Consider the following 18,515-nt stretch of genomic DNA (forward strand, 5'->3'; position numbering starts at 1 on the left):
GTTCGTTACCTTTAGCGCGTGGACAAGAAGAACGCCCTGCGCGCCGGCGCCCTGGCTGCCGGTACGACGCTGATGATGCTGCTCATGTCGTCCCCCGCCCTCGCGCTGGTGCCCGACGACGGCGACGACCCGGGCCCGGGCCTCAGCGTGATCGAGACGCTCGGCCTCTTCGTCGTCGCGCCGCTCGCCCTGTTCGCGGTGATCACCGGCCTCGTCATGGTCCTGGACGGGTCCACGGACCGTCAGCCGAAGGCCAAGGCGAAGGCCTGACCGCCTCCGCCCCACCTTCCTCAACACGTATCGCCGAGGGCACCCTCCGCACACCAGTGCGGAGGGTGCCCTCGGCGCGTTCTACGCCCGGTGAGCCGTGAGATACCGCTGCACGGTCGGCCCCATCCACTCCACGATCTCCTCGCGGCTCAGCGCCACGGTCGGCGGGAACCGCAGGACGTAACGCGTCAGAGCCAGCCCCAGCACCTGTGACGCGCAGAGCGCGGCCCGGGTCCCCGCCTCCTCGGGGCGCGGGCACACATGCCGGGCGAGCGGCAGCAACTGGTCCCGGAAGACTCCCTGCATCCGTTCGGCGCCCGCCTGGTTCGTGGTGCCGACCCGGAGCATCGCGGTGAGCATCTCGTTCTCCTCCCAGAGGTCGAGGAAATGGCTCACCAGCACCCGGCCCACCTCCCGCGCGTCGAACGCGCCGGGATCCGGCAGCCGCAGGTCGACGTCGAGCGCCGCGGCGTACAGCCCCTCCTTCGAGCCGTAGTACCGCATGACCATCGACGGATCGATCCGGGCGTCCTTGGCGATCGCCCGGATGGTGGCCCCGTCGTACCCGTCGGCCGCGAACCGCTCGCGCGCCGCCCGGAGGATCGCGTGCCTGGTCGCGTCGGACCGGCGGGGTGCGGGTCGTGCCGTGTCGTTCATGCCAACAAACGTAGGCCAACAGCTGTTGACAGTCCAGGGTCGCGTCCCTACGTTTGACAACAGGCGTTGGCCAACAACCGTTGACCAACACGTGTTGGCAGGAGGCCGCCATGAACGGCAAGCGCGACGACGACACCACCACCCGCACCCTTCGCCCCCAGAACGCCCAGGGTGCCCAGGACGCTCACGACCCGCGCGGCGTCGTCGTGGTGGGCGCCGGTCCCACCGGACTGCTGCTCGCCGGCGACCTCGCCGCCGCCGGCGTCCCCGTCACCCTCGTCGAGAAGCGCGAGCACCGGATCAGCAACCTCTCCCGGGCCTTCGTCGCACACGCCCGCACCCTGGAGCAGCTCGACGCCCGGGGCCTCGCCGACGAGCTGGAGGCCAGGGGCCGGCGCCTCGACCGCATCGCCCTCTTCGGGCGCCTCTCCGTCCGCCTCGACACCCTCCCCTCCCGTTTCAACCACCTCCTGGTGATCCCGCAGTACGAGGTCGAGGAGGTCCTGGAGCGGCGGGCGGTGGAGGCCGGGGTGCGGTTCCGGTACGAGACGGAGGTGACGGCGGTCGTGCAGGGCGAGGGTGAGGTCGCGGGCGAGATCGCGAGCGGCCCCGGGGGCGCGCACGGCCCCGGGGGCGCGCACGGTGCCGGGAGCACGGACGGTGTCGCGGTCGACGTACGGACGGCGGACGGTGGCACCGACCGGCTGACCGCCGCGTACGTCGTCGGGACGGACGGGCACCGCAGCGCGGTCCGCGAGGCGGTGGGGCTGCCGTTCCCGGGGAAGTCCGTCATCCGTTCCGTGGTCCTCGCGGACGTACGGCTCGACGAACAGCCGGAGGAGGTGCTGACCGCGAACGCCGTCGGCGACGCCTTCGCCTTCATCGCGCCCTTCGGCGACGGCTACCACCGGGTCATCGGCTGGCACCGGGGCCGTGACGTCCCCGACAGCGAGCCGCTCGACCTCGACGAGGTCAGGGAGATCACCCGGCTCGCGCTCGGCCGCGACTACGGCATGCGGGACGCCCGCTGGATGTCCCGCTTCCACTGCGACGAGCGCCAGGCCCCCGCGTACCGGGTCGGCCGGGTCTTCCTCGCCGGTGACGCCGCCCATGTGCACACCCCGGCCGGCGGGCAGGGCATGAACACCGGGCTCCAGGACGCCGCCAACCTGGGCTGGAAGCTGGCCGCGGTCCTGGGCGGCCACGCGGACCCCGCCCTTCTCGACAGCTACCAGGCCGAACGCCACCCCGTCGGCCGGGCCGTGCTCCGCAGCAGCGGCGGCATCGTCCGTCTCGCCATGGCCAAGTCCCCCTGGATGCTGGCGCTCCGCACCGCCCTGACCACCTTCGTCAACCATGTTCCCCCGGCCCGCACCCGAGCGATCGGCCAGATCACCGGGATCGGCTACGAGTACCCCGCCCCGCGCGGCGCCCACCGCCTGGTCGGCACCCGTGTGCCGGACGTCGCCCTGTCCACCGGCCGCCTCTACGAGGCCCTGCGCGGTGGCCGCTTCGTCCTCGTCGGCCCCCGCGGCGCGACCCGGCCCGCCGCCCGGCCCGCCGCCCTCGACGGCCCACAGGGTGCGAACGAGCCCCTCGTCCTCGGCGCACGCAAGGACCGCCTCACCTCGGCGACCTGGACGAGCGACCGCCGCACCACCGTCCTCGTCCGTCCGGACGGCTACGTGGCCTGGGCGGCGGAGGACGCGGACGACGCGGCGGTCGAGGGGCGCTCGCGCAGTGGGTGGGGGCGGCCGCTTAGCGGGCGCGGGTGGTGGCTCGAGCGGGCGGCTCGGGCGGAGCCTCAGGACCCGCTCAGCACCCCGTCCCCACGACCGCTCAGGACCCCGTCCCCACCACCAGCAGTCTCAACAGGTCGGCCAGTTGGCCGGCCTGTTCGTCGTTCAGGTGGGCGAGCGCCTCGGCCTGGACGGCGACGCCCGCCCCGACGGCTTCGTCGATCAGGCTCAGGCCCTCCTCGGTGAGGGTGACCTGGAGGGCGCGGCGGTCGTGCGGGTCGGGGGAGCGGCGCAGGAGACCCGCGCGTTCGAGTTTGTCGAGGCGGCCGGTCATGCCGCCGGTGGTGAGCATGAGCGTGGCGGAGAGTTGGCGCGGCGAGAGCGTGAACGGCTCGCCGGAGCGCCGCAGGGTCGCGAGCACGTCGAACTCGCCGCGCGAGATCCCGAACCGCCCGTACGTCTTCTCCATCAGGTCGCCGAGGGTCCGGGAGAGCCGGTTGACGCGGCCGAAGACCGCCATCGCGGTGGTGTCGAGGTCGGGCCGGGCGGCCGCCCACTGGTCGATGATCGCGTCGACGGGGTCGCGGAGCGGCTGGTCGGGCTCGGAACGCGGGTTCATGAGGTGAGTATCGGACGCCGATGGGTCGGCCGCAAGAAAGTGGCTTGACGAAAAGTAGCTTAGCGTTAAGCTAATGGGAAGCAAGCTAAATCCTCGGGAAGGACGCGTCCCATGACCGCGCGCACCGCGCACACCGGGCACACCGCGTACGCCGCACCCGCCGAGAGCCGGCTCCCCCTCATCGCCCTGACCGCGCTCGCCCCCATCTCCTGGGGCACCACCTACGCCGTGACGACGGAGTTCCTGCCGGCCGACCGTCCCCTGTTCACGGGCCTGGTGCGGGCGCTCCCGGCGGGTCTGCTGCTTCTGGCGATCTCCCGCACGCTGCCGCGCGGGATCTGGTGGGGGAAGGCCGCCGTGCTGGGCGCGCTGAACATCGGCGCCTTCTTCCCGCTGCTCTTCCTCTCCGCCTACCGGCTGCCCGGCGGAATGGCGGCGGTCGTCGGCTCGGTCGGCCCGCTGTTCGTCGCGGGCCTGGCGACCGTGCTCCTGGGGGAGCGGCCGACCCTGCGCACCCTGCTCACCGGGATCGCCGCCGCCCTCGGTGTCAGCCTGGTCGTCCTGAAGGCGGCGGGCGCGCTGGACCCGGTCGGCGTGCTCGCGGCGCTGGCCTCCACGGCCTCCATGTCCACCGGCACGGTCCTCACCAAGCGGTGGGGACGTCCGGCCGGTGTCGGCCCCCTCGCCCTCACCGGGTGGCAGCTGACCGCGGGCGGCCTGCTGATCGCCCCGCTCGCCCTGCTCGTCGAGGGCGCACCCCCGGCCCTGGACGGCCGGGCGATCGGCGGTTACCTCTACCTCGCCCTCGCCAACACCGCCGTCTCCTACTGGCTCTGGTTCCGGGGCATCGGCCGCCTCTCCGCCACCCAGGTCACCTTCCTCGGCCCCCTCTCCCCCCTGACGGCGGCCGTGGTCGGCTGGGCGGCGCTCGGTCAGGCCCTCACGCCCCTCCAGCTCCTGGGCATGGCCATCGCCTTCGGCGCGACCGTCCTGGGCCAGCTCCGCCCCCGCCCGACCGCGCCCAGGACCGGGCCGACCAGGGACCACGGCTCACCCCGACCGACGGCGACCGCCACGGACCACCGCTCACCCCGACCGACGACATCGGCGGGGGCGCCCGGTGACCTCACCGGGCGCCCCGCCGTCATGGCGGCGGCCCTCGTCACTCCGAGGGCGCCGCCGCGTCCGCGGCCTGGGCCCTCAGGGCGCGCTCGACACCCGAACGGGACTCCGAGACCAGGCGGCGCAGGGCCGCGTTCGGCTCGGCCGAGGCGAGCCAGGCGTCCGTCTTGTGCAGGGTGTCGGCCGAGACCTGGACGGTCGGGTAGAGGCCGACCGCGATCTGCTGGGCGATCTCGTGGGAGCGGGCGTCCCAGATGGACTTGACGACCTCGAAGTACTTGTCGGTGTACGGGGCGAGGAGGTCACGCTGGTCGGTCTGGACGAAGCCGCCGATGACCGCTTCCTGGAGAGCGTTGGGCAGCTTGTCCGACTCGACGACCTGCGACCAGGCCTCGGCCTTGGCCTCGGGCGTCGGGCGGGAGGCGCGGGCGGTGGCCGCGTGACGCTCACCGGCGGCCGTCCTGTCGCGCTCGTACTCGCCGGCGATCTCCGCCTCGTCGTAGCGGCCCACCGCCGCGAGCCGCTGGACGAACGACCAGCGCAGCTCGGTGTCGACGGCCAGTCCCTCGATCGTCTGCGTCCCCTCCAGCAGGGCCTCCAGCAGGTCCAGCTGCTCAGGCGTGCGGGCGGTCGCGGCGAACGCGCGCGCCCACGCCAGCTGGTGGTCGGAGGCGGCCTCGGCCGCGCGCAGGTGCGCGAGCGTGGCGTCCGTCCAGCGCGTCAGCAGCGCCTCGCGGGCCGTCGGGTCGGCGTACAGCTCGATCGCCAGCTTCACCTGACGGTGCAGCGACTGCACGACACCGATGTCGGACTCCTTGCCGATGCCGGAGAGCACCAGGGACAGGTAGTCGCGGGTCGCGAGCTCGGCGTCGCGGGTCATGTCCCAGGCCGAGGCCCAGCACAGGGCGCGGGGCAGGGAGGACTCGAAGTCGCCGAGGTGCTCGGTGACGAAGGCGAGGGACTGCTCGTCGAGGCGGACCTTCGCGTACGACAGGTCGTCGTCGTTGAGGAGGACCACGGCCGGGCGGCGCCTGCCCACCAGCTGCGGCACGGCGGTCAGTTCGCCGTCGACGTCCAGCTCGACACGCTCGTCCCGGACCAGCTTGCCGCTGTCGTCGTCCAGTTCGTACAGGCCGACCGCGATGCGGTGCGGGCGCAGCGTCGGCTCGCCCTTCGCGCCCGTCGGCAGCGCCGGGGCCTCCTGACGGATCGCGAAGGAGGTGATGACGCCGTGCTCGTCGGTCTCGATCTCCGGGCGCAGGACGTTGATACCGGCCGTCTCCAGCCACGCCTTCGACCAGGCCTTCAGATCGCGGCCGGAGGTCTCCTCCAGGGCGCCCAGCAGATCGGACAGGCGCGTGTTGCCGAACGCGTGCGCCTTGAAGTACGCCTGCACGCCGCGGAAGAACTCGTCCTGGCCGACGTACGCGACGAGCTGCTTCAGGACGGAAGCCCCCTTCGCGTAGGTGATGCCGTCGAAGTTGACGAGGACGTCGTCCAGGTCGTTGATCTCCGCCATGATCGGGTGCGTGGACGGCAGCTGGTCCTGCCGGTACGCCCAGGTCTTCATGGAGTTGGCGAACGTGGTCCAGGAGTGCGGCCAGCGCGAGCCGGGGGCGTCCGCCTGGCAGGCGATCGACGTGTAGGTGGCGAACGACTCGTTCAGCCACAGGTCGTTCCACCACTCCATCGTCACCAGGTCGCCGAACCACATGTGGGCCAGCTCGTGGAGGATGGTCTCGGCGCGGACCTCGTACGCGGCGTCCGTCACCTTCGACCGGAAGACGTACTGGTCGCGGATGGTCACCGCGCCCGCGTTCTCCATCGCGCCCGCGTTGAACTCCGGTACGAACAGCTGGTCGTACTTCTCGAACGGGTAGGCGTAGTCGAACTTCTCCTGGAACCAGTCGAAGCCCTGCCGGGTGACTTCGAAGATCGCGTCGGAGTCCAGGTACTCGGCGAGCGACGGGCGGCAGTAGATGCCGAGCGGCACGCTCTGCCCGTCCTTCTCGTACACGCTGTGCACCGAGTGGTACGGGCCGACGATGAGCGCCGTGATGTACGTCGAGATCCGGGGCGTCGGCTCGAAGACCCAGATGTCGTCCTTGGGCTCCGGTGTCGGCGAGTTGGAGATGACGGTCCAGCCGGACGGGGCCTTCACGGTGAACTGGAAGGTGGCTTTGAGGTCCGGCTGTTCGAACGACGCGAAGACCCGGCGCGCGTCCGGGACCTCGAACTGGGTGTACAGGTAGGCCTGTTGGTCGACCGGGTCGACGAACCGGTGCAGGCCCTCACCCGTGTTGGTGTAGGCGCAGTCGGCCACGACCCGCAGGATGTTGCGGCCCTCCAGCAGGCCGGGCAGCGCGATCCGGGAGTCCTCGAAGACCTCCGCCGGGTCCAGCGCGTCGCCGTTGAGGGTCACCTCGTGGACGGTCGGGGCCACCAGGTCGATGAAGGACGTCGCGCCGTTCTCCGCGACGTCGAAGCGCACCGTGGTGACGGACCTGTAGGTGCCGCCCTCCTGCGCGCCGGAGAGGTCGAGATCGATCTCGTACGAGTCGACGCTGAGCAGCGCCGCCCGCTGCTGAGCCTCGTCGCGGGTCAGGTTTGTGCCAGGCACGCGGTCATCTCCTCGGTATGTGTGGGTTGCGCCATCCTTCCATGGGGTGGGGGTGTGCGGGTATGCACCACCGGGCGGCCTCATCGGTAGCGTTCTCGGTATGAGGATCAGCGTGAGCCTGCCCCAGGAGGATGTCGCATTCGTCGATGAGTACGCGGCTCGGAAAGGGCTGTCCGGATCCGCCGCGATACATGTCGCCGTGCAGTTGCTGCGCGAGTCCACTCTGGAGGAGGACTACCTGGAGGCCTGGGACGAGTGGCACGCGAGTGAGGACGCGGACTTGTGGCGCCGCATGGCGGGGGACAGCCTTTCTGATGAATCGCGGTGACACTTACCCGGTCGACCTTGAGCCGAGCGTCGGCGTGACCCGAACAAGCAGCGCCCGCCGGTCCCCGTGACCGACACCGCCGCCCACCGCATGGCCGGCCGAGCGGGGCACGACGTCCTGCGGATCGGTGCCGTACCGCCGCACCTGCTCAAGGAGATCGATCGGGCCCTGCGGCAGCAACTGGCCCTCTGAACAGGCGAAAAAAAGGGGCGCCCCCGGCATCCGGTGGGCGCCCCTTCCGCGTGTCGTCCGCCTACTTCTCGTTCAGCTCCGCCGCCACCAGCTCCGCGATCTGGACCGCGTTCAGCGCGGCGCCCTTGCGGAGGTTGTCGTTGGAGACGAACAGGGCGAGGCCGTTGTCCACGGTCTCGTCGGCGCGGATGCGGCCGACGAAGGAGGGGTCCTGGCCGGCGGCCTGGAGAGGGGTCGGGATGTCGGAGAGGGCCACGCCCGGGGCGCCGGCCAGCAGCTCCGTCGCGCGCTCCACGCTGATCGGGCGGGCGAAGCGGGCGTTGACCTGGAGGGAGTGCCCGGAGAAGACCGGGACGCGGACGCAGGTGCCGGAGACCTTGAGACCGGGGATCTCCAGGATCTTGCGGGACTCGTGGCGGAGCTTCTGCTCCTCGTCCGTCTCGTGCAGACCGTCGTCGACGATCGACCCCGCGAGCGGGAGCACGTTGAAGGCGATGGGCCGCTTGTAGACGCCGGGCTCGGGGAAGTCCACCGCCGAGCCGTCGTGGGTCAGCTTGTCCGCGTCGGCCGCGACCTTCTGGACCTGGCCGTGCAGCTCCGCGACGCCGGCCAGACCGGAACCGGAGACCGCCTGATAGGTGGCGACGACCAGCGCTTCGAGGCCCGCCTCCTCGTGCAGCGGACGCAGGACCGGCATCGCGGCCATCGTCGTGCAGTTCGGGTTGGCGATGATGCCCTTGGGGCGGTCCGCGATCGCGTGCGGGTTCACCTCGGAGACCACGAGGGGCACCTCGGGGTCGCGGCGCCAGGCGGAGGAGTTGTCGATCACGACCGCGCCCTGCGAGGCCACCTTCTCGGCCAGCGCCTTCGAGGTCGCGCCGCCCGCGGAGAACAGGACGATGTCGAGGCCGGAGTAGTCGGCGGTCGCCGCGTCCTCGACCGTCACGCCGTCGATGACCGAACCGGCCGAGCGGGCGGACGCGAACAGGCGCAGCTCGCGCGTCGGGAAGTCGCGGTCCTTGAGGATCTTGCGCATGACCGTGCCGACCTGACCGGTGGCTCCGACGATTCCGACCCTCACGGCGACTCCTTTGACGTGGCTTGTGTGTGTCTGCGGCATGGCCGAGGCCTTTCCATCATGCGGTCAGCCCGGGTCCGCCTGTCCAATCCTTTGACCGGAACGCCCGAGGGACGGGACGGCCCCGCTCCCGGCAGGGGAGCCGCTTCTTCGGGTGGCACCCCTGCTGAGCTGGAGAAATTCGCCCTACGGCGGCTCCGTGCCGCAAGCTGTGCTGCCTCGACCCTGCCCACGCCGACCGGGTGCACGCGAAGGTGTGACGTACGCCTCTGCGCCGAACCGTGAAAGTCGTGCCGAACCCGCCGAACGTTTCGGCCCGCGGCGGCGTCGTAGGGGAAACGCGGGAGGGGAGGGGTGGCTGTGCTGCGCAGAAAGGCGCGCCACGTCCAGGGGGTCCAGGAGCCGGACGACCCACTGGACGCGGCCCAGGAGCGGCGGGTGCGTGCCGTGCTCGCGCTCGGCGGCGTGCCGCAGTCGGACCTGCTGGACGGGGTACAGCAGGTACGGCTGCGGCTGCTGGAGCGGGCCGCGAGCGGCCGGGAGGCGCCGCGGGACGTGTCCGCGTGGGCGGCGGTGGTCGCCTCCAACCTGGCGATGGACTGGCACCGCGCCAAGCGCCGCCAGGAGCGCCTGGGGGAGCGGCTCGCCTCGCTGCGCCAGCACGAGCACCCCTCGGGCGAGGACTCCAGCGTGCTCTCGCTCGCCGTCGCCCGAGGCCTGGACGAGCTGCCCGACGCCCTGCGTCAGGTCCTCGTCCTGCGCTTCTACGCCGACCTGCCGGTACGCGGGATCGCCGACGAGCTCGGCATCCCCGAGGGCACGGTCAAGAGCAGGCTCCACTCGGCGGTCCGCGCCCTGCGCACCCGCCTGCACGAGGACGAGGTGGTGTGACATGACCGCCCGGGACGACAGCCGACGCGACACCGAGCAGGAGGCGCTCCGCGCCCACGAGGGCCCTCCGCCCGAGGACGGCCCCACGCACGACGGCTCCGCCGCTCGCGACGGCGCCGCGCACGACGAGCCCACGTACGACGGCACCGCCTACGCCGGTATGGACGCGCTGATGGCGGCCCTTCTCGACGAACCGTTGCCCGAGGACGCCCTGCGGGACGCCGAGTACGTGGCGTCCCACGAGGCGGCCGTCGCCGACCTCGCGCTGCTGCGGGAGCAGCTGGGGCTGATCGGCGAGGCCCTGGCGGCGCCGGACGAGGACGCCGTGACCGGGGTCGCGCCGGGGCGAGTGGGGGCCGCGCGGCCGGGGGACACGGCCGGTGCCGAGACGGACCCCGGGCCGGTGTCCGGGACCGCGTCGGCCCCCACCGCGTCGGTGACCCCCCTGCCGTCGCGGCCGTCCCGCGCCCGGCGCGCCCTGCGGATCACCGGCGGCACCCTCGCCGCCGCGGCCGCCGCCTCCGTGGTCCTCGCCATCGGCTGGGGGGTCATGCAGACCGGTGACGGGGCGAGCAGCACGAAGGCGCGCGACGCCGGCGTCTCCGAGCAGTCGAGCGGGGACACCGGGAACACGGACTACGGCGACCGGGGGGACGCGTCCGCCTCGCTCAGCCGGGAGGGGTACGTGGCCTGTGCCCGCACGATCGTGGAGGGCACCGTCACCGAGGTCGAACCCGTGCCGGGGGCCGAGCAGGACCGGATCACGGTGGAGGTGGACCACTGGATCAAGCCCGACAAGGGCGAGGACCGGATCGTCTTCCCGATGAGCCAGGACGTCGACCCCCGTCTGAAGGAGGGCGACCACGTCCTCCTCGGCATCCCCCGGGACAGCGCGCAGCCGGACATCTGGACCACGAAGGAGGCGGAGATCGCCCGCGAGCGGGCCTGGATCGAGGCGGCGCTGCCGGACTCGAAGCGGATCAAGTGCGACTGACCCGCTGAACGACCGGGAGCCGGAAGGGGACCGGAAGGGGAGCAGCGCGAAGGGGCGGGTGTCCAGCCGGACACCCGCCCCTCCGTTCGCCTCAGTACGGCTCACGCACTACCGGCGCACTACGGCGTGACCTTCTCGATCCGCACGCTGCCGGTGCCCGCGGCGGTGCCGCGCGCGTTCACCAGCTGGACCTGGCCGAAGAACTCCCGGCCGGCCGGGCCCTCGGCGGCCGCGACGACGTCACCGGAGACGGTGACCGACGCGCCCGTACCGAGCTTGACGGCGGTGTCCGCGACCTTCACCTCGCCCAGGGCGGAGGAGAAGAACACGTCGCGGTAGTCGTACGCGGTCGACCCGGCCGGAACCGCGTAGCCGACGACCTCGATGGTGTACGTACCGGCGGCCGGCTTCGGGACGGAGACGGACTCCTCGGAGTCGCCGTCCGCGGAGCTCGCGATCTGGGTGCCCGCGGCGTCGTAGACGTACAGGTCCAGGTCGGCGCCCGTGTCCGCGGTGTTGCCGATGGCGACGTCCAGGGACTCGGCGCCCGCGGGCACCTCGACCGTGGTCGTCTGGGTGTCACCGGTCGCGATGGTCGGCCGGTCGGTCTTGGCCGAGCCCAGCGGGCCGCCCGCCAGCTTGCCGTCGACCGGGGCGAGAGCGTTGGTCACCTTCCAGGTGGCGGCGGTCGGGGTGCCGACCTTGGCCTCGGGGACGGTGACGACCTCCGGGTCGAAGTTCGCGCCGTAGACCGCGAAGTTCAGCTTGTAGGGGTTGTCGAGCAGCGGCGACGTACGGCGCGACTCGACCTCGATCTCCCAGACACCGGGCTGCGGGTTGGCGTACGAGCGCACGTCCGGCTTGCAGCCCCCGCCGTCCTGGAAGTTGCTGTAGCAGGTCAGCGAGCTGGTGCTCTCGACCGCCAGGCCGTACGGGTGGTTGGCGATGAACCGGGTCTGGCTCTTGCCCTTCAGCCCGCTGATCGCGACCTCGAGGGTCTTGGCACCCTCGGGAACGGTGACGAAGTACGACTTGGAGGAGTTGCGCTGGACCTTGCCGGACGCCGAGTGGGTGTACTTCAGCGGCGTGGACGCGACCACCGTGTTGAGGACCTGCCGGTCGATGCCGACGGTCTTCGGGTCGTCGATCTCCAGGATCGCGCTGCTGATGCCGGAGTTCTTCGGCTTGGCGGCGATCTTCACGGTGACCGGCTTGTTCAGCGGCAGGGAGACCACGTCGTCGCCGACGATCCGGAACGTCCTGTCCCGGTTGTTTTCCAGGTGCAGCTCGTGGCGGATCGCCTTGGCGGCGCCCGTGGTACGGGTGACGGTCACCTCGTACGTCTTCTTCTGCCCGACCTTCAGGCCGCCCTCACGGTCGTAGAGGCCGGTGCCGAAGCCCGGCGTCTTCAGCGCGAAGTCGATCGCCGTGTCGACGGGGGCCTTGACCGAGTACTCGTGCGCGGTCGCGCCCTTCTTGATCGACTTCCATGCGTCGACGATGTTCATCAGACCTGCGCCCTCGGCGTACGCCTGGACACCGCTGATGTGGTCGGCGGTCGAGGTCAGCGCGGTGCGCAGCTTCGCGGGCGTCAGGTCGATGCCCTTCTGCTTCGCGGCGCTCAGCAGCAGCGCGGAGGAGCCGGCCGCCTGCGGGGAGGACATCGAGGTGCCGTTGAGCATCTGGTAGCCGGCCGGGAGCGGGTAGCCCGCCTCGGGGACCGGGCCGCCCGGCAGCCAGGTCTGCGTGGTGTTGATCGAGGCGCCGGGCGCGACCAGGGTGGGCGTGAAGCCGCCGTCCTCACGCGGGCCGCGCGAGGAGAAGTTGAACAGCTGGTTCTTCTTGGTGACCTTCGAGCCGTAGTTGGCCGCCCAGGTCTCCTTGGAGACGGACGCGCCGACCGAGATGACCTTGTCGGCCAGGCCGGGGTCGCCGATCGTGTTGGCACCCGGGCCCGAGTTGCCGGCCGAGATGACCAGCTGGACGCCGTAGGTGTCGATGAGGCGCGTGTAGAGCTCGGCGCGCGCGTTGTTGCCGTCGTTCAGCGCCGGGAGGCCGCCGATCGACATGTTGACGATGTCGACACCGCGGTTGACGACGAGGTCGATCATGCCCTCGGTGAGCGCCACGTTGGTGCAGCCGGGGCCGAACTCGCAGGCGCGGGAGGAGACGATCTGCGCACCGGGAGCGGCGCCGTTCATCTTGCCGCCGAACAGGCCCTTCGCGGCGGTGATGCCGGCGACGTGGGTGCCGTGCTCGCTGGAGATGAGACCGATGTTGACGAAGTCGGCCTTCTTGCCGACCCAGTCGCCCCCGAAGGGGTCCATCGGGACGTCCTTGCGGTACTCCACGACGAACGGCTGGCGCTCGGCGACGTCGGTCGACGGGTCGTCGGTGCCGAAGTAGCCGATCTGGTAGCCGTCCTTGTACGGCTTCATCGGCTTGTCGTCGGTGAAGTCGAAGTTCTGGTTGACGTCGACGGTGACCGTGCCGGCCGCCGCGTCGTAGAGCACGCCCCATGCGTCGGTGGTGTCGCCGTCGCGGTTCACGTCGCCCGCCGCGTCACCGGCCGCCGTGATCGACTCACGGAAGAGGTTGACGGAGTACGAGCCCGTGGGCGCGGTCCAGGTCTGGCCGCCGTAGGTGAAGGTGGGACCGGCGACCGAGTTCGTCATCGGGCGCCAGCTGCCGTCGCCGTCGACGATCGGGTCGGTGGACGTCACCCAGTCGACGATCTTGCGCTTGCCGGTGGTGGTCTTCTGCAGCGCGGGGTGCGCGAGGTCGACGCCGGAGTCCAGGACGCCGATGGTGATACCCCGGCCGTCCGCCTTCGGGTTCTGCTTCACGAAGTCGACGGCGCCCGTCTCGAAGGACGGGTTGTACGGGTTCTCGGCGGGGGTCTTCTTGCTGGGCCCCGGGTATGTCTTGGCCGCCTTGGCCCCCGACTTCGCGTCCTTGGCCGAGACCGGCGAGGGGTCGTCGAGGACGATCTCCTGGCGCAGGTCGATGCCCTGGACGGAGGAGAGCTTCGCGGCGGCCGAGATGGCCGAGTCGGCGCTCTTGGTCGGGACCGTGGCGCGGACGTAGCCGAGCTTGTCGTAGGTGCGGCCCACGGAGCCGCCCTTGACCGCGTCCAGCTGCTCGGCGACCTGCTCGGTCTTGCCGGGCGTGGTGGCGATCATCATCGTGACGTTCTTGTCGCCGTCGGCCTTGGCCTCGGCGAGCAGATCGGCGTCGGTCGAACCGAGCTTGTCGTGCGCGGACTTGACGCCGCCGTCCGCCGGGACGGCGGCGGACGGGTCGTCCGCCGAGAAGGCCAGGGGTATCGGCCCGGCCGCGGAGAGCGCGGCGACCAGTCCCGCGGCCACGGCAATCCGGGCCACGCGTCTCGCACCCGGGCCAGAGCCGGGGTGGGGGGTGAGGGTCATCAGCATCCCTGTAGGTAAGGAATTCAGGTGAGAACGAACATTGATGATCCGAGCGGCGGGTTCGGATCGGTCCGGTCCGTTATGCGGTGCCGGATGATCGCTCAGCCTTACCGAAGTGACACATGTTTGGGGAGGGTTGACCGAGGCGGGATTGTGTCATGGCGTAAACCCGCCACCCGGCATGAGGGTGATGACCGTCCATGAGTGGACATTTTGGCTAACGTCTGTGCATGCGCGAGGAGTTGAGGGTGGCGGCCTACGCCGTCTGTGTGCGCGACGGACAGCTGCTGCTGGCCCGCTGGGTCTCCCGGGACGGCGGCGAGAAGAAGTGGACCCTGCCCGGCGGCGGCATGGACCACGGCGAGGACCCCTACGCCACGGTCGTCCGGGAGGCCGCCGAGGAGACCGGCTACACCGTCGAGCCCACGGTCCTCCTCGGCATCGACACCGGCCGGCGCACCTACCCCCGCCACCTCGGCACCCGCGCCGACCACCAGGCCCTCCGCATCGTCTACGAGGCCCGCGTCACAGGCGGCGACCTCCGCCACGAGACCAACGGCTCCACGGACATGGCCGCCTGGCACCCCCTGGGCGAGATCCCGACCCTGGAGCGGGTGGGCCTGGTGGACGTGGGCCTACGCCTGTGGCGAGAACGCCCGGCCAACGGCCACCTGGAACCACCGGCGACCCCTTAGGGGCGCGGGGCAGTACTGAACATGCGGCTACCGCCGCGGGGCGCGAACAACCACGACGCACCCGCACCCACCGAATCACCGAAGCCGCTGCGGCGAATAGGTGCCGTACCCCGTCAGATGAACAAGGAGTGACCCCTTCCCGTCCCTCCCCTCACATTCGGGAACCCCCAGTGAACGCACCCCGTCCCCGAAGATCGACGTACGGTGATCGGCGCCGCCCGTTGCGACGTCGTTAACGTCCAGGCCACCCCCGCTGCCAAGCATCGAGGAAGAGCGGGAACCCCACTCCGGCCCCCACCGCGGAGCGGCCCCGCGACCACTTCCGACGCGTTCGCATTCGGGGAGACCGCGCCATGTCGCGCATACGCTCAGTCGCTGCCGCCGCCACCAACCCTGACCGCCGGGCCTTCCTCGCCGCCACCGGCGCGGTCGGCCTCGCCGCGGGCGTCGGCTTCGCCCTGCGGCCGGAGACCGAAGCCCACGCCGCCGCCTCCGCCGCCGACCGCGCCACGGCCACCGAGGTCCCCTTGGCCAACCTCTCGAACAGAGAGGCCCCGGCCGCACCCCTCGCGCCGTACACCCGGGGCACCACCCTCGCCTCGGTCGCCGCGCCCCGCACCTCCTCCGGCTACCGCCGCCTCGGCTCCGGCCCGGCCTGGGCGCGGGTCGTGCGCGGCGACCTCGCCACCCCCAAGGCCGGCCGCGAGAAGCGCCGTACGACCCTGGCGTCCTTCGTGCAGTTCACCGACCTGCACGTGGTCGACGTCCAGCACCCGCTGCGCTACGAGTACCTGCGCGCCCAGACCGCCAGCGCGTGGCGGCCCCAGGAGGCGCTGTCCGTGGCCGGCGCCGTCTCGCTCGTCGAACGGGTGAACGCGCTGCGCGGGGCCCCGGTGACCGGTTCCCCGCTCCACTTCGTGATGACGACCGGCGACAACACCGACAACAACTCCCGGACGGAACTGGACTGGTTCCTGAAGGTGATGAGCGGCGGCCGGGTCACCCCCAACTCCGGGGACCCGCGCCGCTACGAGGGCGTCCAGAACAGCGGCCTGAAGCTCTACTGGCAGCCGGACGCGGCTCTCCGCGACGCAGACAAGCAGCTCGGCTTCCCCCGCCTGGACGGTTTCCTGGCCGCCGCGATCCGTGAGGTCAACAGCCCCGGCCTGAACGTCCCCTGGTACTCCACGGTCGGCAACCACGACTCCCTCCCGGGCGGCTGCTACGCCCCCGGCGACTCCTTCTTCGCGGACTTCGCGGTCGGCGGCAGGAAGTTGATGACGCTGGACGAGCAGGTCGGCAAGGCCCTCTGGGACAACGTCAAGAGCGGCGGCGACCCCAAGGGTGCCGACTGGAAGGCCGTCCTCAAGGCCCAGGCGAAGAAGATGCGTTCGGTCACCCCGGACGAGAACCGCGCCCCCTTCACCCCGCAGGAGTACCTCCGGGCCCACCTGGACCCGGCCCACGCCGGCCCCGGCCCGGTCGGCCACGGCTACTCGCAGGCCAACCTCGACGCCCGCACCCAGTACTACGCCTTCCGCGTCGCCGACGACGTCATCGGCGTCAGCCTCGACTCCACCGACCCCGGCGGGCACTACGAGGGATCGCTCGGCACGGCCCAACTCAAGTGGCTGGACCGTACGTTGAAGGAGGCGGCCAAGGACGGCTCGTACGCCGTCGTCTTCAGCCACCACACCAGCACGTCGATGCGCAACCTGCGCAAGGACCCCGCCCGCCCCACCGAGGCCCGCCACGGCGGTGACGAGGTGCTCGCGCTGCTCGGCCGCCACCGCAACGTACTGGCCTGGGTGAACGGCCACAGCCACCGCAACCGCATCACCCCGCACTCGGCATCGGGCGGCGGCTCGTTCTGGGAGATCTCCACGGCCTCCCACATCGACTTCCCCCAACTCGCCCGCGTCATCGAGCTGGTGGACAACAAGGACGGCACGCTCTCCGTCTTCACCACGCTGATCGAATCAGCCGCCCCGCACACCACCGACTTCACGGACCTCTCGCAGACCGGCCTCGCCGCCCTCTACCGCGAGCTGTCCTACAACGCCCCCGGCCGCCGTGACACCCTCACCGGCAAGGCCGGTGACCGCAACACGGAGCTGGTCCTCCGCAAGGGGTCAACGACCCGGGGCTGAAGTCCCGGGCTTGCAGAGCGGGCGCCACTGGTTGTGGTGCTGCGCTTGCGTCCTGTCCCGCCCTCGGATGTCGGGGGTGGGGCTGGGGCGGTTGACTGCGCCCCGCGTCGCCACAACTCTTCCGCGCGGGCGCGGATGTTGCGGGAGCTGTTGCGGTCCGCGTGATCAACGAATCCGCAGGACCGGCACGCGAACCACGCCTGGGAGACCCGGTTCGCCTTGTCGATGCGGCCGCACTCGGCGCAGGTGCGGGAGGTGTGCGCTGGATCGACGTACACCACCGGCACCCCGGCCTTCTTGGCCTTGTACGCGATGAACGCCCCCCATTCAGCGACCCGTCGGCCGTACGTTCGACAGCGCCCCGGCTTCGCCAGACAGTCCTGCGGGCGCTCCGCGCCCGAACTCCCGACTCTGCGACGCTCCACGTCGCCACCACACGATGCGTGGCATGAGGAAGGGCCGCCGAAGCGATCGGCGGCCCTTCCTCTCCCCTCCTGGTGGTCCGAGTTCCCGGTTACCGGGGAAGCACCACGACGTACGCCGCCGGATCCCGGTCGCACGACGCCATCAACGCGGTGCGGACGACGGCCGCCTGCTGTTCCAGCGAGTCACGCAGTTTGCGGGGCGTGACGTGCACGACGGTGATGCCGAGCCGCTCCAGCATCTCGCGCTTGCGGGCGTACTCGGACCACAGCGCGTCGTCCTCCTGGCGCGGGGCCCGGGTGTCCAGCTCGACCGCGACGGCCTGCTCCGGCCAGTACGCGTCGAGGCCGCCGAGGTGCGGACCACCGGGGAGGCGGAGGTCCACGTTCCAGACGGGGTCGGGGAGGGCGTGTTCGCGGACCATCCGGTACAGGTGGTCCTCCGCGACGGCCCTCCCCTCCGCGACCAGCGACTCCACCGCGTCCGCCACCTGCGGCCGGTTCAGCAGCCGCGCCTCCGTCAACTCCCGGATCACGGCGGCGGGTTCGGTGTGCCCGCCGCGCACCGCCTCCGTCAGCAGCCTGCGCACGGTGGCCGCGTCGGAGAGTTCCCCGACCGCGTCCGCCAGGGCGCGCGGCACGGGGGCGACGGGCAGGCCGGTCACGTACGACGGGGTCGGCACGGCCGAGGTATGCACGATCCGCGCGCAGCCCACGGTCCGCAGCCGGCGCAGCCGCGGGACCAGGACGTCGATCGTGTCGAGGGACGGGATGGGGGGAGCGGACGCGAAGCCGTGCAGCGTCAGGGCGGCGAGCCCGGTGATCACCGCGTCCGCGTAGCGGGGTGTCGCCGCCGGGCGGGGCTCGTCGGCGTTCGGCTGCGCGGGGACCCCGGCGACGCCGCCGGCCCCGGTGGAGGTGTCGCGGAACGGGGAGCGGGCCGCGTACGAGAGCACCGCGTGCAGGCGCTCCTCCGAGGTGGGCGGGCCCGGGTGCAGCAGGAACACACTCGGCAGGATCTGCTGCCAGGAGCCACCGGGCCGGCACCGCTCGTTCGTCTCGGCGGCGGTGACACCCTGCGCGCGCAGCTGCGCGGCCGTCAGCACCCGGCGCGTGACGTCCGAGAGGCGACGGAGGGGGCGGGGGGAGAGCGGGGTGTTGTGCGTCATGACCCGGAGGTTCCCGCTTCGGGCCCGCCCATGAACCTCTGTTACACGTCCGTCGACAAATCCGGACAAGACCGCACTAAAGTACGTGCGTTCGAGTGCCGATATCCGCTGGTCCGGACGGGGGCCGAAAAAGGTTACGGC

14 protein-coding genes and 2 pseudogenes are annotated in these 18,515 nt (G+C 71.6%); 9 read left to right on the forward strand and 7 right to left on the reverse strand.

Annotated elements, in window-relative coordinates; translation table 11 throughout:
* Nucleotides 1-18: 18 nt before the first annotated feature.
* Nucleotides 19-270 carry a hypothetical protein gene (locus tag E4N62_RS02225; protein ID WP_230211687.1) on the forward strand — a complete coding sequence of 84 codons (252 nt, stop codon included), beginning with the start codon at nucleotides 19-21 and terminating at the stop codon, nucleotides 268-270.
* A gap of 81 nt (nucleotides 271-351) precedes the next feature.
* Here E4N62_RS02225 and E4N62_RS02230 read toward each other — a convergent pair whose 3' ends face one another.
* Nucleotides 352-927 (reverse strand): TetR family transcriptional regulator, encoded by a 576-nt coding sequence (locus E4N62_RS02230; RefSeq protein ID WP_230211688.1) that lies wholly within the window; start codon nucleotides 925-927, stop codon nucleotides 352-354.
* A 110-nt stretch (nucleotides 928-1,037) separates the two neighbouring features.
* On the opposite strand from E4N62_RS02230, the pseudogene E4N62_RS02235 reads away from it, so the two are divergent.
* Nucleotides 1,038-2,654 (forward strand): annotated as a pseudogene (locus tag E4N62_RS02235) (FAD-dependent monooxygenase); the annotation flags it as partial.
* Between the two features lie 112 nt (nucleotides 2,655-2,766).
* On the opposite strand, the gene E4N62_RS48495 reads toward E4N62_RS02235, so the two are convergent.
* Complete coding sequence (locus E4N62_RS48495) at nucleotides 2,767-3,285, reverse strand: MarR family transcriptional regulator (RefSeq protein ID WP_308184823.1); 519 nt, start codon at nucleotides 3,283-3,285, stop codon at nucleotides 2,767-2,769.
* 111 nt (nucleotides 3,286-3,396) lie between these two features.
* Here E4N62_RS48495 and E4N62_RS02245 point away from each other — a divergent pair.
* Nucleotides 3,397-4,302: pseudogene (locus E4N62_RS02245) on the forward strand (EamA family transporter); the annotation flags it as partial.
* A 145-nt stretch (nucleotides 4,303-4,447) separates the two neighbouring features.
* Here the strand turns inward: E4N62_RS02245 and pepN are convergent.
* Nucleotides 4,448-7,027, reverse strand: a complete 2,580-nt coding sequence (gene pepN, locus E4N62_RS02250; RefSeq protein ID WP_230211690.1) for an aminopeptidase N — start codon at nucleotides 7,025-7,027, stop codon at nucleotides 4,448-4,450.
* A 100-nt stretch (nucleotides 7,028-7,127) separates the two neighbouring features.
* Here pepN and E4N62_RS02255 point away from each other — a divergent pair, with 100 nt between their 5' ends.
* Nucleotides 7,128-7,355 carry a ribbon-helix-helix protein, CopG family gene (locus E4N62_RS02255; protein WP_230211691.1) on the forward strand — a complete coding sequence of 76 codons (228 nt, stop codon included), beginning with the start codon at nucleotides 7,128-7,130 and terminating at the stop codon, nucleotides 7,353-7,355.
* A gap of 66 nt (nucleotides 7,356-7,421) precedes the next feature.
* A complete protein-coding gene (locus E4N62_RS47800; RefSeq protein ID WP_268268902.1) occupies nucleotides 7,422-7,547 on the forward strand; it encodes a hypothetical protein in 126 nt (41 codons plus the stop codon).
* A 61-nt stretch (nucleotides 7,548-7,608) separates the two neighbouring features.
* On the opposite strand, the gene E4N62_RS02260 is transcribed toward E4N62_RS47800, so the two are convergent.
* On the reverse strand, nucleotides 7,609-8,628 hold the full coding sequence (locus E4N62_RS02260) for an aspartate-semialdehyde dehydrogenase (RefSeq protein ID WP_215455503.1): 1,020 nt from the start codon (nucleotides 8,626-8,628) through the stop codon (nucleotides 7,609-7,611).
* A gap of 357 nt (nucleotides 8,629-8,985) precedes the next feature.
* On the opposite strand from E4N62_RS02260, the gene E4N62_RS02265 reads away from it, so the two are divergent.
* A complete protein-coding gene (locus tag E4N62_RS02265; protein ID WP_374116909.1) occupies nucleotides 8,986-9,516 on the forward strand; it encodes an RNA polymerase sigma factor in 531 nt (176 codons plus the stop codon).
* A gap of 1 nt (nucleotide 9,517) precedes the next feature.
* A complete protein-coding gene (locus E4N62_RS02270) occupies nucleotides 9,518-10,510 on the forward strand; it encodes a hypothetical protein (RefSeq protein ID WP_230211692.1) in 993 nt (330 codons plus the stop codon).
* A 119-nt stretch (nucleotides 10,511-10,629) separates the two neighbouring features.
* Here the strand turns inward: E4N62_RS02270 and E4N62_RS02275 are convergent, their stop codons facing one another.
* A complete protein-coding gene (locus E4N62_RS02275; RefSeq protein ID WP_230211693.1) occupies nucleotides 10,630-13,944 on the reverse strand; it encodes a S8 family serine peptidase in 3,315 nt (1,104 codons plus the stop codon).
* Between the two features lie 224 nt (nucleotides 13,945-14,168).
* Between E4N62_RS02275 and E4N62_RS02280 the strand changes: the two genes are divergently transcribed.
* A complete protein-coding gene (locus tag E4N62_RS02280; protein ID WP_230211694.1) occupies nucleotides 14,169-14,633 on the forward strand; it encodes an NUDIX hydrolase in 465 nt (154 codons plus the stop codon).
* Between the two features lie 353 nt (nucleotides 14,634-14,986).
* Entirely contained in the window at nucleotides 14,987-16,783 is a 1,797-nt protein-coding gene (locus E4N62_RS02285; RefSeq protein ID WP_230211695.1) for a TIGR03767 family metallophosphoesterase, read from the forward strand.
* Here E4N62_RS02285 and E4N62_RS02290 read toward each other — a convergent pair.
* Both E4N62_RS02290 and E4N62_RS02295 read right to left on the reverse strand, forming a co-directional pair.
* Nucleotides 16,687-17,343, reverse strand: a complete 657-nt coding sequence (locus E4N62_RS02290) for a zinc ribbon domain-containing protein (RefSeq protein ID WP_374116910.1) — start codon at nucleotides 17,341-17,343, stop codon at nucleotides 16,687-16,689. The genes E4N62_RS02285 and E4N62_RS02290 overlap by 97 nt on opposite strands.
* Nucleotides 17,298-18,374 carry a hypothetical protein gene (locus tag E4N62_RS02295; protein ID WP_230211696.1) on the reverse strand — a complete coding sequence of 359 codons (1,077 nt, stop codon included), beginning with the start codon at nucleotides 18,372-18,374 and terminating at the stop codon, nucleotides 17,298-17,300. The genes E4N62_RS02290 and E4N62_RS02295 overlap by 46 nt, the downstream gene beginning before the upstream one ends.
* Nucleotides 18,375-18,515 lie beyond the last annotated feature (141 nt).

The organism is Streptomyces sp. MNU76 (genome assembly GCF_020982545.1).
Taxonomy (GTDB): Bacteria; Actinomycetota; Actinomycetes; order Streptomycetales; family Streptomycetaceae; genus Streptomyces.

What these genes read in the sequence shown, in the direction of transcription:
- E4N62_RS02230 (WP_230211688.1), bottom strand. Translation starts at nt 927, where the DNA reads ATGAACGACACGGCACGACCCGCACCCCGCCGGTCCGACGCGACCAGG.
- E4N62_RS48495 (WP_308184823.1), bottom strand. Translation starts at nt 3,285, where the DNA reads ATGAACCCGCGTTCCGAGCCCGACCAGCCGCTCCGCGACCCCGTCGAC.
- E4N62_RS02255 (WP_230211691.1), top strand. Translation starts at nt 7,128, where the DNA reads ATGAGGATCAGCGTGAGCCTGCCCCAGGAGGATGTCGCATTCGTCGAT.
- E4N62_RS02270 (WP_230211692.1), top strand. Translation starts at nt 9,518, where the DNA reads ATGACCGCCCGGGACGACAGCCGACGCGACACCGAGCAGGAGGCGCTC.
- E4N62_RS02275 (WP_230211693.1), bottom strand. Translation starts at nt 13,944, where the DNA reads ATGCTGATGACCCTCACCCCCCACCCCGGCTCTGGCCCGGGTGCGAGA.
- E4N62_RS02280 (WP_230211694.1), top strand. Translation starts at nt 14,169, where the DNA reads ATGCGCGAGGAGTTGAGGGTGGCGGCCTACGCCGTCTGTGTGCGCGAC.
- E4N62_RS02285 (WP_230211695.1), top strand. Translation starts at nt 14,987, where the DNA reads ATGTCGCGCATACGCTCAGTCGCTGCCGCCGCCACCAACCCTGACCGC.
- E4N62_RS02295 (WP_230211696.1), bottom strand. Translation starts at nt 18,374, where the DNA reads ATGACGCACAACACCCCGCTCTCCCCCCGCCCCCTCCGTCGCCTCTCG.